Below are 11,373 nucleotides of genomic sequence, written 5' to 3'. Positions count from 1 at the left end.
CAGAAGGGAACGGCCATGGCCGAGCACACGACACGAAGCGCTACGCGAACTCCGGTGCAGATCGCAGCCCTGGCGGTGGGTGCGCTGTTCCTCCTCGTCGGAGTCCTGGGGTTCATCCCCGGTATCACCGTCGACTACGACACCATGACCTTCGCCGGTCATCACTCCGAAGCGATGCTGCTGGGGGTGTTCAACGTATCGGTCCTGCACAACATAGTGCACCTGTTGTTCGGCGTGGCCGGGATCGCGATGGCCCGTACCGTCGCCTCCGCCCGGGCGTTCCTCGTCGTCGGCGGCGTGATCTACGCCGTGCTGTGGCTCTACGGGCTGCTGATCGACCTGGACAGCGCGGCGAACTTCGTCCCCGTGAACACGGCGGACAACTGGCTGCACCTCGGGCTGGCGGTCGTCATGATCGTGCTCGGTCTGGTGCTCGAGCCACGCCGGGCGCGGGGAGCCGGGCCCGTGACGCCCTGAGGTCCCCGGGGTCGCTTCTCCCGAACCGCGCGGTCCGTCAGGCGCGCTCGGCGCCCACGATCCGATCGACGATCGACCGTGCCGTCTCCGCGGCGCGGGGATCGTCCAACCGCAGCGCGGTGTTGGTCCACGCTCACCCTCGCCGACGCGTTCGTCGGCGAGGACACGCTCCGGATCCGCGACGGTGTCATGGCAGTCGGCGCTGCTCGGACGGATCGCCTACCGTTCCCGGGACCGAGGTTCCCACATTCGGGTGACGCGCGAGTGCGCAACGACGACGACCGAAACCTGATCGGGCGGAGCCGGCAGATCGGAAATCAGTCGGCCCGAGCGAATCCGGCGAGCTGCGCGCTGTGGTTCGACGCTTCGAGGCACTTGCCCTGTCGCATCACCTCGGTGACGAGGTGCAGTGCCGCCTGCCGCCACGGCAGTGCATCGAAACGCTCTCGGACGCCGGCCGAATCCGTCCACCACACGGTCGTTCTCGTCTGCTGAACACGGAAGCGCAGACCGGGATTGTCCGCTTCGAGCGTCGCGATGTCGGCGTCGGCCTCGCGTTCGAGCACATCGGTGTCGACGGTGACGAATCCGCCGATCCGGCGCTGCCCCACCGGTGTCGTCTCGACGTACAGGCTTGCCGTCTCGTACGCGCCGACGTGGACGCTGCACAGGCGTTGCGCGGTGTCGGTCTCGGCGGTGAACGGCAGGCACACCACCGCCCAGTACTCGCGTTCACCCATCTTCGGGTTCGGCACCGAGGACTGCACGTAGTCGCGCAGCCACTCGGTGACCGCCCCGAACTCCGGGTACGTCTCCAGTTCCCGATACCGGGTGTCGCGCAGCGGAAGGCCGGCTGCGGCAGGTCTCGTCTGTCCGGTCACTCGTCGGGGTCCTCTTGCACGACGTCACGGTACTCGATCGCAGGTCAGAACAGAACGCCCGGATTGAGGATCGTGTTCGGGTCCAGGGCGGCCTTGACGCGTCGCGTGAGTTCCATGACGTCGGGGCCGACCTGGTCGGGCAGCCACGCCTTCTTCAGCCGGCCCACCCCGTGCTCGCCGGTGATGGTGCCGCCGAGACCGATCGCCAGATCCATGATCTGGCCGAAGGCGACGTGTGCGCGGGCCGCCATGTCCCCGTCGGCCGGGTCGAAGACGATCAGCGGGTGGGTGTTCCCGTCGCCGGCATGCGCGATGACAGCGACCGTCACCGCGTTCCGTTCGGCGATCTTCTCGATGCCCCCGACCAGTGCGGGAAGGGACGGCAACGGAACACCGACGTCCTCGAGCAGGAGACTGCCGGTGCGTTCGACGGCGGGAATCGCCATCCGCCGAGCCGCCGCGAACGCCTCACCCTCGTCGGGATCGTCGGTGTCGAACACCTCGTCGGCACCCGCATCGCGGCACGCCCGCACCATCGTCGCGATCTCCTCGGCGGCAGCGGCGCCCGGCGCGTCGGACCGCGCGATGAGCATCGCCTGCGTCGTGCGGTCCAGTCCCATGTGCAGTGCGTCCTCCACGGCATTGATGGATGCGCGGTCCATGAACTCGAGCATCGCCGGGCGCAGCGTCCCGGTGATCGTCAGGACCGCATCGGCGGCGGCCTGCACGGACGAGAACGTCGCGACCATCGTCGATGCCGGCGGCTGCGGCGGCAGGAGCCGCAAGGTCACCTCGGTGATGATCCCGAGCGTGCCCTCGCTCCCGACGAACAGTTTCGTCAGCGACAGTCCGGCCACGTCCTTCAGGCGCGGGCCGCCGAGCCGCACGACGGTGCCGTCGGCGAGCACCACCTCGAGTCCGAGCACGTAGTCGGTCGTGACGCCGTATTTCACGCAACACAGACCGCCCGCGTTGGTGGCGGCATTGCCACCGATCGTGCAGATCTCGAACGACGACGGGTCCGGCGGATACCACAGCCCGTGGTCCGACGCAGCCTGCTTGACCTCCGCGTTCAGCAACCCCGGCTGGGCGACGGCGGTGCGGGTCACCGGGTCGACGGTGATTCCGCGCATCTTCTCGGTACTGAGCACGATCCCGCCGGCGAGGCCACCTGCGCCACCGGACAGGCTCGTGCCCGCCCCGCGCGGAACCACCGGAACCCGATGTGTATCAGCCCATTTCAGGGTGGCCGACACGTCCGCGGTGGTGCGTGCCCGCACCACCGCGAGCGGCACCGAAGCCGCCGGGTCCATGGCCCGGTCCTGCCGGTACCCGGCGAGGATGCCGGGGTCGGTGACGAGTGCCCCCTCCGGCAGCAGCCGGGCCAGCGCTTCCAGATCGGGTGTGCCCGGCGCGCTCATGGTGCCGGCGTCAGGTAGCGGGCCCGCAGCTTGTGCTTGACGAGCTTGCCGGTCGGGGTGCGCGGCAGATCGTCGGAGAAGTCGATGCTGCGCGGCGCCTTGAACCGGGAGACCCGTTCACGCACGTAGTCGAGCAGTTCCTGCTCGACCTCCGGACTCGGTTCGATACCGTCGGCGAGCTGGACCACGGCTTTGACCTCCTCGCCCATCTCCTCGTTCGGCACGCCGATCACCGCGACGTCGTACACCTTCGGATGCAACGTGAGCACGTTCTCCGATTCCTGCGGGTAGATGTTCACGCCGCCCGAGATGATCGTGAACGCGGCCCGGTCGGTGAGATACAGGAACCGCTCCTCGTCGAGATATCCGATGTCGCCGCTCGTCGTCCACGTCGGATGCACGGGATGCGTTGCCTCCTCGGTCTTCTGCGGATCGTTGTGGTACTCGAACGGCCGTTCGTCGCGCTCCCACCACACGGTGCCGATCGCGCCGGTGGGCAGTTCCTCGCCCGCGTCGTCGCAGATGCGCACGAGCCCCATGACACCGTCGTGACCCACCGAACCGGGATGGGCGAGGGCCTGGGCGGAGTCGATGAACGTGGCGCCGGAACCCTCCGTCGACGCGTAGTACTCGTTGATCACCGGGCCCCACCACTCGATCATGGCGCGTTTGATCTCCGGCGGGCACGGGGCCGCGGCATGGATCGCGACCTTCATACTGGACACGTCGTACTTCGCGCGAACGTCCTCGGGGAGTTTGAGCATCCGCACGAACATCGTCGGCACCCACTGGCTCGCGGTCACCCGGTAGCGGTCGATCAGCGCCAGCGACTCCTCGGCGTCGAACCGGTCCATGAGGATGACGGTGCCGCCGTTCGACTGGATCGTCCCGCAGAAACGCAGCGGCGCAGCGTGATACAGCGGCGCCGGGCACAGGTAGACGGTCTCGGCGTCGAACCCGTACATCGGCGTGAACACCGCCGTGTAGGGATCGGGGATGTCCTGGACCTGTCCGTCGGGTAGTTTCGGCTTGATGCCCTTGGGGCGCCCGGTGGTGCCGGACGAATAGAGCATGTCCTGGCCGCGGGGCTGATCGTCGAGCGGTGTGGTGTCGAACCGGGCGAGAGCCTGCGCGTAGTCGTCGAAACCGGGGAGCTCACCACCGAACGCGACGCGATGGGTCACGGCCGGGTACGCATCCGGAGCGAGATCGACGGCCTGGGCGGCCTCTGCGGAGGCGACGAGCACCTTCGCACCGCAGTCGTTCACCACGTAGGCGGCCTCGGCGGCGGTCAGATGCCGGTTCACGACGGTGATGTACAGGCCGCTGCGCAGCGCGGCCCAGTACACCTCCATCACCCGCAGGTCGTTGTTGGAGATCAGCGCGAGGTGGTCGCCCCGCTCGAGGCCGAGGTCGCGGAGGTACTTCGCGAATCGCAGCGAATTCTCGTCGAGCTGCCGATAGGTCAGCGACTCTCCGGTCGCGGGCCGCACGATCGCCGGCTTGTCGGGGGTGGCGGACACGAAATTCCCGGGGTACATGCCCATGGTCTACCACATGATGTGTTCTACGCCACAGTGCGAGGGATCGTGGTGCCGCGGGAGCCCCCCGACGCACCCGGCCGGGCGTAGGCTCGCCGACACACGGCAGGTCGAGTGGGAGGAACGAGATGGCTCTCAGTATCGATCGGGACAGGCTGTACTTCGAGTTCCCCGAGGTGCACACCGACGCCGAACTTTCCGTCACGTTCCACCGCACGGTCCGTGTCCCGGACGACGGCACCACCTATCCGCTGCCGCCGAGCCTCGGCCGATTCCCGCTGCGAGTCGTGGGCGACGTGGTGGTACTGCCGATGTGGCAGTCCGAGGCATGCTGGATCAAGTTCGACGGCCGCTACCCGTTCCTCGTCAAGGTCGGTGTCGGGAATGTCGATGCGGTGACCGGTGGAACATGGTCGGAGAAGCCCGATTTCGAACGGGAAGACTATTTCGAGGTGCCGGAACAGCCGTGGCTCGACGGATTCCATGTCGCCTCGGACAAGGTCCGGCAATTCGTGGCCGCTCCGCTCGGGTCCGGCTACACGGTCGAGGAGCAACTCGCAGCCGGCGTCGCCGTCGGTGGGGTGCGGATCGCTGCGTACCCGATCCGCGGGCGGATCTGGGAGGAACGCAAGAAGTTCGACGCGCAGCGGCCGATGAGGGCATTCGGTGCGCCGGCTTCGTCGCCGTCGATGGGGCTCGGCGCCGGCGGCGCGATCGAGCAAGGGGTGGCGCCGCCCGTCGAGGAGCACGAGGCGTGGGACCTCGACCATCACTCCGCGGTTCTCGTCGAACTGGTCAACAGTGACCGATGGGAGACGCTCACCGGCGAGAAGCCCCCGACCGAACCTGTCACCGCGCAGGAGTACACCAAGCGGGGCTACCCGTGGTTCGAGCTCTACGAGGAAACCCCGGCACGCCGGGGCGCCGACGAGTTCGCCGGTGTCGAGTCGGTGTCCCGGGTGCGTGAGAATCGCGGGGAATCCCCGTTACCGGGCAACGAACCCGTCGAGCCGGCGGAGCCCATCCGGATCCGTCGGGATCGTCGAACCGACGACCGCCGCGGGTAGAGCCGCCACCCTCGAACGACATGGGCGTCACTCGGAGAGTCGACCCCGACCGGCTCCTCGCGGAGTTGCCGGCCCACGGCCGCGCGGCCGTCGCATTCGACCACGAGGGCCGCATCGACGCGCTGCCGGTGCGTGTCGTTGCCGCAGGCACCGTGCTGCAGGTGGGACTCGAGTCCGGATCCCCCGCCGAAGGGGCGTCCCGCCATGACACCGCTCTGGGTCGTCCACGACCGGGCAGGCTGTGGCTGGGTACCGGACGGGACACCGTCGCCGCCCGAAACGCCGCGGCCGATCCCGACGTCGTCGTGTTGCTCGATGCGGAGGGCGCGGATCCCTCCGAACACGTCCTGAGGGTGCGAGGACGCGCCACGGTGCGCCCCGGAACCCCGTCCCTGCGGGCGCTGGCGCTGCTCGGCCGCGAGTACTGCCTCGCCGTCCGGCGCTCGGAATTGGCGCACCTGCGCCTGTGGCGGCTGCGGATGCGGTACTACGGACAGTCGGCGGGGACGGTGTTCGAGATCGAACCGCTGAGCGCGGAGTTGCTGCGACGGTCCTGAACGCGGGGTCGCGGCGGAACCGGTCCTCCGGGACGCCGGATGTGTGAACCCGTGGAGGACGGGCTACCCGGGTCCACGGGCGAGCGAAGAGACCATCGATGATTCTCACGTCCGAACTCGAACAAAAGCTCGACAGCCACGACGGCGAACCCGAAGACGAACGGAACCTCGGTGGGCATCTTGTGGTACTGGCACTGTACGGGGTGCTCGTCGTGACGATCGCCGTATTGTCGGCGGTCACCGGCAGAGATCTCCCGCGGAGAATGAACACACGCGATCTCCTCCTCGCCGCGGTTGCGGTCCACAAGTTGTCGCGCACGATCACCAAGGACGCGGTGACGAGCCCGCTTCGTGCCCCGTTCACGGACCACGAAGGTGACGGCGGGCCGGGGGAGGTGATGGAGTCGCCGAAATACCCGGCGGGAGCCCGGCGCAGCGTGGGTGAATTGCTGACCTGCCCGTTCTGTTTCGATGTCTGGGCCGTGTCCGCCCTGACCGTGGGACAGGTGTTCGCTCCGCGACCGACCGGTCTGTGCGTGGACACCCTCGCCGTCCTCACCGGAGCGGACGTCCTTCACCTGGCCTACGCGAAGGCCCAGCAGATCGCCGGTTAGCCGCGCCCGCCCGGTTTGCGGGGGAGCAGGGAAGGGTAGTCGTCGGTTTGTGGTGACCAGTGTTCGCAGACGAGAGATCGGGGAGCCATGATCACTCTCGACGTAGCCGACGGCATCCACCTGGTCAGCCATGCTCACGTCAACTGTTATGTCGTCGAGGCCGACGAAGGCGTGACTCTCGTCGACGCGGGACTGCCCGGCATGTGGGCGATGGTCGGAGAGGTGCTCGCCCGGCGTCGGCGGCGGGCGGACGAGGTACGCGCCCTGGTCCTGACCCATGGCCATTTCGACCACGTCGGGTTCGCCGCCCGGGCGCAGCGCGAGTGGCATGTGCCCGTCCTGGTCCACCCCGGCGACGAGCGCCTGGCTGCGCACCCGTACCGCTACAAGCCCCAACGCAATCGTTCCCTCTACGCCCTCGCCCATTCCCGGTCGCTTCCGATCCTCACCCGCATGGCGGCAGCAGGCGCACTCACGGTGAAAGGCGTCGGTGAAGTCGAAAAGCTCTCCACCGGAATCGCATTGGAGTTCCCGGGACTTCCTGTCGCCGTGCACACGCCCGGCCATACCGACGGGCACTGCGCCCTGCACCTGGCCGACCGCGGGGTGGTGTTCAGCGGTGACGCACTCGTCACCCTCGACCCCTACACCGGGGGCGAGGGACCGCAGATCGTCGCTTCGGCCGCCACCAAGGACACCCACCTCGCCGTCGAGTCGCTGAGCGCGGTGGCCGCGACCGGCGCCGGCACCGTCCTGCCCGGCCACGGACCGCCGTGGACGGCGGGGGCGGAGGAAGCGGTGCGCCTGGCCGTCGACCGTGGCGAGCACTGAACGGCCGGCCTCCAGGGATGTGACATCGGTTCACCACAGTTGCGAGAAGGGTTCTGCGAGAGATGACTACGACGACAGGTGCACAAGACCTGGGACCGAACGAGGCGGCGGGACCGGATCCGGAGCCGCGGCGGACGGTGGGATCCGGAAGCGGTTTCAGCACGGCCGAGATCAAGGCCCGCATCGAAGCCATGTTCCGGGACCGCCCCCGGGCCACCTAGTACCGGAGATCCGGGAGGTGCAGTGAAAGCGATGGTGTACCGCGGGCCGTACAAGGTCCGGGTGGAAGAGAAGGACATTCCGCGCATCGAGCATCCGAACGATGCGATCGTGCGGGTCGAGCGGGCGGCGATCTGTGGATCGGATCTGCATCTCTATCACGGCATGATGCCGGACACACGAGTAGGTTCGACCTTCGGCCACGAATTCATCGGGGTGGTACACGAAGTCGGGTCGTCGGTCCGGAACGTGAAACCCGGAGACCGGGTGATGGTGCCGTTCAACATCTATTGCGGCTCCTGCTACTTCTGTGCGCGCGGCCTGTATTCGAATTGCCACAACGTCAACCCCAATGCCACCGCCGTCGGCGGAATATACGGTTACTCGCACACGTGCGGTGGTTACGACGGCGGGCAGGCCGAGTTCGTGCGTGTCCCCTTCGCCGACGTCGGGCCGCAGACGATCCCGGACTGGATGGACGACGAAGACGCGCTGATGTGCACGGACGCCCTGCCGACCGGGTACTTCGGAGCGCAGCTCGGTGAGATCGTCGAGGGCGACACCGTGGTGGTTTTCGGTGCCGGCCCGGTGGGTCTGTACGCCGCGAAGTGTTCGTGGTTCATGGGCGCCGGACGGGTGATCGTGATCGACCACCTCGACTACCGGCTGGAGAAGGCGCGTACCTTCGCCCACGCCGAGACGTACAACTTCGCCGAGTACGACGACATCGTCGTGCAGATGAAGAAGGCCACCGATCATCTCGGAGCCGACGTCGCCATCGACGCGGTAGGGGCGGAAGCCGACGGAAATCTCCTCCAGCACGTGACTTCGGCCAAGTTGAAGTTGCAGGGAGGTTCGCCGGTTGCGTTGAACTGGGCGATCGATTCGGTCCGTAAGGGTGGAACCGTCTCGGTGATGGGGGCCTACGGGCCCATGTTCAGCGCCGTGAAGTTCGGGGATGCGATGAACAAGGGGCTGACCCTGCGGATGAATCAGTGCCCGGTCAAGCGCCAGTGGCCGCGCTTGTTCGAGCACATCCGCAATGGATTCATCAAACCGAACGATATTGTCACGCATCGGATCCCACTGGAGCACATCGCCGAAGGCTTCCACATCTTCTCCGCGAAACTGGACGACTGCATCAAGCCGGTCATCGTGCCGGACACTGCTCGGGAGGGAACTTCGAGATGACGAACGCGTCGACGCCGGCCGCGTACATCGCGAGCAAACCGTCGCCTTCGGACTCGGACGAGTTGCGGGCGCGGATTCCCGGATGGGGAGTCGATCTCGATCCGAAGGACCGTCCGGCGGTGCCGAAAGAGCGGTTCGAACCCGCCGTCACGGGAGCTCATTGGGTATTTCCCGAACGGCAGGACGAGAAGCGGCCACGCGAACGCTCGGTCGAGCATGCTTTCCTGACACCGGTCTTCGGCACGTCGTGCCCGCCGAAAGGACTGTCGGGAATCGTCCGCAGGTACGCCTATCGCCGGTTCAGTGAAGGTCGCGCCGCGCACTGGCTGTTGCTGCTCGGCGCCGATCGGGTCGACGCAGCCGAATCCCACCTGAGGTCCTTCGCGTCCGCGCGGCCGGACAATCCGTTCACCGAGACCGGTATCCGTGCCGAGTTCACGCACGGAGGAGTCCGCTCGCGCACCGGCCACCGACGTGCCGACAGGGCGCACCAGTGGATGGATCCGATTCTCGTGGGTGGACCGTGGGTTCTCGGCATCGGGGTGGTCGGGGCAGCTGCCCGCGGGGTTCTGACACTGGCCCGCCGGGGCACCCCGGCATCATGAACACCCGGGCTGCCGGAGCCGATCGGTTCGGTGCCGGACTCGCACGCCTGCACGGATCGTGCAACGTGCTCGGCGGGTTGTGGCCCCTGGTGCACAGACGGAGCTTCGAAGCGGTCTTCGGCGCCAAACAGGACCGGTGGCTGATGTACACCGTGGCGGGACTGCTCGTGGGCAACGGAACGGCGCAACTGCTGTCCGCCGACACACCGGAGGGACAACGCTCGGCGCGGCGGGTGGGGGTGGCCACTGCGGCCACCCTGCTCACCGTCGACCTGGTCTACGCTCCGCCCGGCCGGATCCCGAAGACCTATCTCCTGGACGCGGTCATGGAGGGAGCGGTGCTCGCTGCCTGGTTGTGGCATGCCGGGACTCGTCGGTCGTGATCGGCGGTCACCCGAATTCGACGCCCTGCGCCAGCGGCAGTTCGTCGGAGTAGTTGATCGTGTTGGTGGCGCGGCGCATGTACGCCTTCCACGAGTCCGACCCGGACTCGCGTCCGCCTCCTGTCTCCTTCTCGCCGCCGAACGCACCGCCGATCTCGGCGCCGGACGTGCCGATGTTGACGTTCGCGATCCCGCAGTCGGACGAGGCCAGGAAGCGTTCGGCCTCACGGGAATCGGTGGTGAAGATCGACGACGCCAAGCCCTGCGGCACCGCGTTGTGCACCGCGATCGCCTCGTCGAAGTCGTCGTAGGTCAGCACGTACAGGATCGGTGCGAACGTCTCCTCTCGAACGACCTCCGTCTGCGCGGGCATGCGCACGAGCGCGGGGGAGACGTAGTACGACTCGCCCGGACCGTCCACACGCTCACCACCGGTGACGCGCACACCTCCGTCGAGTTCGGCACGTTCGAGGGCTTTCGTCATCGCTTCGTGGGATGCTCCGGAGATCAACGGCCCCACCAGGATTCCGTCGTCGAACGGGTTTCCGATGCGCAATCCGGAATATGCGTTCGCGATGCGGCGGACCAGTTCGTCGGCAACGGATCGGTGCACGATGAGGCGGCGCAGCGTCGTGCAGCGTTGGCCGGCGGTGCCGGCCGCGGCGAACACGACCGCCCGTACCGTCAGGTCCAGGTCGGCCGACGGGCTCACGATTGCCCCGTTGTTGCCGCCGAGTTCGAGCAGGACGCGGCCGAATCGGGCCGCCACGCGGGGCCCGACGATGCGGCCCATACGCACCGAACCGGTCGCGCTGACCAGCGCCACCCGCGGATCGTCGACCAGGGCCTCGCCGACCGTGGCGTCCCCGAGCAGCACGTGGTGCAGCGCCTCCGGTGCGCCCACGTCCTCGGCGGCGCGGCGCAGCAGCGCGTCGCAGGCCAGCGCCGTCAACGGGGTCGTCTGCGACGGTTTCCACACCACCGGATCGCCGCACACCAGCGCTATCGCGGTGTTCCACGACCAGACCGCGACAGGAAAGTTGAACGCGGAGATCACGCCCACGACGCCGAGCGGATGCCACGTCTCCATCAACCGGTGCCCGGGACGCTCGGACGGCATCGTGCGACCGTAGAGCTGACGCGACAGTCCGACCGCGAAGTCGCAGACATCGATCATCTCCTGGACCTCGCCGAGGGCCTCGGAGGTGATCTTGCCCGCCTCGAGGGTGACGAGGTCCGCCAGGTCGGCCTTGTGCTCGGTGAGCAGCTCGGAGAGCCGGCGCACGAGCCGGCCTCGTTCGGGTGCCGGCACCGCACGCCACACCGGGAAGGCGTCGGCGGCCGCGGCGATCACGGTGTCGAGGTCGGCGGCGGTGTGCGGGTGGAGACGGGCGAGCTCGGACCCGTCGATCGGGGTGACGACGACGAGGGAGCCGTCGTGTGCCGGCGCGGCGGCCCCGCATCGCTCCAGCGCACCGGCCGCGCGAGAGGCGAGATCTGCGTTCGGGTGCCGGTCGCCCGGATGCTGCGGGCTCGGATGCTGCGGGCTCGGTTTCATGGGTGCGGTCCTTCCGTGCTCGGATAAC

General features: G+C 68.0%; 13 protein-coding genes. 9 read left to right on the top strand and 4 right to left on the bottom strand.

Features of this window, described 5'->3' with window-relative positions:
• The first annotated feature begins 15 nt into the window (after positions 1–15).
• Positions 16–477 (top strand): DUF4383 domain-containing protein, encoded by a 462-nt coding sequence (locus tag A8G15_RS00365; protein ID WP_068154232.1) that lies wholly within the window; start codon positions 16–18, stop codon positions 475–477.
• Positions 478–794: 317 nt separating this feature from the next.
• On the opposite strand, the gene A8G15_RS00360 is transcribed toward A8G15_RS00365, so the two are convergent.
• From A8G15_RS00360 to A8G15_RS00350, 3 genes are read right to left on the bottom strand one after another with little or no spacing between them, the layout of a single operon-like run.
• Positions 795–1,358 carry a hypothetical protein gene (locus A8G15_RS00360; protein ID WP_068154231.1) on the bottom strand — a complete coding sequence of 188 codons (564 nt, stop codon included), beginning with the start codon at positions 1,356–1,358 and terminating at the stop codon, positions 795–797.
• A gap of 44 nt (positions 1,359–1,402) precedes the next feature.
• Positions 1,403–2,779, bottom strand: a complete 1,377-nt coding sequence (locus A8G15_RS00355) for an FAD-binding oxidoreductase (protein ID WP_068154229.1) — start codon at positions 2,777–2,779, stop codon at positions 1,403–1,405.
• Positions 2,776–4,320, bottom strand: a complete 1,545-nt coding sequence (locus A8G15_RS00350) for an AMP-binding protein (protein ID WP_068154451.1) — start codon at positions 4,318–4,320, stop codon at positions 2,776–2,778. The genes A8G15_RS00355 and A8G15_RS00350 overlap by 4 nt, the downstream gene beginning before the upstream one ends.
• A gap of 128 nt (positions 4,321–4,448) precedes the next feature.
• On the opposite strand from A8G15_RS00350, the gene A8G15_RS00345 reads away from it, so the two are divergent.
• The 8 genes from A8G15_RS00345 to A8G15_RS00315 all read left to right on the top strand — a co-directional run bounded on the left by A8G15_RS00345 (position 4,449) and on the right by A8G15_RS00315 (position 9,787).
• Positions 4,449–5,387 (top strand): hypothetical protein, encoded by a 939-nt coding sequence (locus tag A8G15_RS00345; protein WP_068154227.1) that lies wholly within the window; start codon positions 4,449–4,451, stop codon positions 5,385–5,387.
• 20 nt (positions 5,388–5,407) lie between these two features.
• Entirely contained in the window at positions 5,408–5,944 is a 537-nt protein-coding gene (locus A8G15_RS00340) for a pyridoxamine 5'-phosphate oxidase family protein (RefSeq protein WP_068154225.1), read from the top strand.
• Positions 5,945–6,042: 98 nt separating this feature from the next.
• On the top strand, positions 6,043–6,558 hold the full coding sequence (locus A8G15_RS00335) for a DUF1360 domain-containing protein (RefSeq protein ID WP_068154223.1): 516 nt from the start codon (positions 6,043–6,045) through the stop codon (positions 6,556–6,558).
• 87 nt (positions 6,559–6,645) lie between these two features.
• Positions 6,646–7,389 (top strand): MBL fold metallo-hydrolase, encoded by a 744-nt coding sequence (locus A8G15_RS00330; protein WP_068154222.1) that lies wholly within the window; start codon positions 6,646–6,648, stop codon positions 7,387–7,389.
• Positions 7,390–7,451: 62 nt separating this feature from the next.
• Positions 7,452–7,610, top strand: a complete 159-nt coding sequence (locus tag A8G15_RS30350) for a hypothetical protein (protein ID WP_156665214.1) — start codon at positions 7,452–7,454, stop codon at positions 7,608–7,610.
• Positions 7,611–7,632: 22 nt separating this feature from the next.
• Positions 7,633–8,799, top strand: a complete 1,167-nt coding sequence (locus A8G15_RS00325) for a zinc-dependent alcohol dehydrogenase (RefSeq protein WP_068154221.1) — start codon at positions 7,633–7,635, stop codon at positions 8,797–8,799.
• Entirely contained in the window at positions 8,796–9,404 is a 609-nt protein-coding gene (locus A8G15_RS00320; RefSeq protein ID WP_068154220.1) for a hypothetical protein, read from the top strand. The genes A8G15_RS00325 and A8G15_RS00320 overlap by 4 nt, the downstream gene beginning before the upstream one ends.
• Complete coding sequence (locus A8G15_RS00315; protein WP_211270091.1) at positions 9,401–9,787, top strand: hypothetical protein; 387 nt, start codon at positions 9,401–9,403, stop codon at positions 9,785–9,787. Before A8G15_RS00320 ends, A8G15_RS00315 begins: the two co-directional genes overlap by 4 nt.
• A gap of 7 nt (positions 9,788–9,794) precedes the next feature.
• Here the strand turns inward: A8G15_RS00315 and amaB are convergent, their stop codons facing one another.
• A complete protein-coding gene (gene amaB / locus A8G15_RS00310) occupies positions 9,795–11,345 on the bottom strand; it encodes an L-piperidine-6-carboxylate dehydrogenase (protein WP_068154219.1) in 1,551 nt (516 codons plus the stop codon).
• Positions 11,346–11,373 lie beyond the last annotated feature (28 nt).

This window comes from Rhodococcus phenolicus (genome assembly GCF_001646785.1).
Taxonomy (GTDB): Bacteria; Actinomycetota; Actinomycetes; order Mycobacteriales; family Mycobacteriaceae; genus Rhodococcus; species Rhodococcus phenolicus.
This window is presented reverse-complemented; position numbering and strand designations above follow the sequence as displayed.

Excerpts from the sequence above, each read along its gene's own strand:
- A8G15_RS00365 (WP_068154232.1), top strand. The coding sequence starts at position 16 with ATGGCCGAGCACACGACACGAAGCGCTACGCGAACTCCGGTGCAGATC.
- A8G15_RS00355 (WP_068154229.1), bottom strand. The coding sequence starts at position 2,779 with ATGAGCGCGCCGGGCACACCCGATCTGGAAGCGCTGGCCCGGCTGCTG.
- A8G15_RS00350 (WP_068154451.1), bottom strand. The coding sequence starts at position 4,320 with ATGTACCCCGGGAATTTCGTGTCCGCCACCCCCGACAAGCCGGCGATC.
- A8G15_RS00345 (WP_068154227.1), top strand. The coding sequence starts at position 4,449 with ATGGCTCTCAGTATCGATCGGGACAGGCTGTACTTCGAGTTCCCCGAG.
- A8G15_RS00340 (WP_068154225.1), top strand. The coding sequence starts at position 5,408 with ATGGGCGTCACTCGGAGAGTCGACCCCGACCGGCTCCTCGCGGAGTTG.
- A8G15_RS00335 (WP_068154223.1), top strand. The coding sequence starts at position 6,043 with ATGATTCTCACGTCCGAACTCGAACAAAAGCTCGACAGCCACGACGGC.
- A8G15_RS00330 (WP_068154222.1), top strand. The coding sequence starts at position 6,646 with ATGATCACTCTCGACGTAGCCGACGGCATCCACCTGGTCAGCCATGCT.
- A8G15_RS30350 (WP_156665214.1), top strand. The coding sequence starts at position 7,452 with ATGACTACGACGACAGGTGCACAAGACCTGGGACCGAACGAGGCGGCG.
- A8G15_RS00320 (WP_068154220.1), top strand. The coding sequence starts at position 8,796 with ATGACGAACGCGTCGACGCCGGCCGCGTACATCGCGAGCAAACCGTCG.
- A8G15_RS00315 (WP_211270091.1), top strand. The coding sequence starts at position 9,401 with ATGAACACCCGGGCTGCCGGAGCCGATCGGTTCGGTGCCGGACTCGCA.
- amaB (WP_068154219.1), bottom strand. The coding sequence starts at position 11,345 with ATGAAACCGAGCCCGCAGCATCCGAGCCCGCAGCATCCGGGCGACCGG.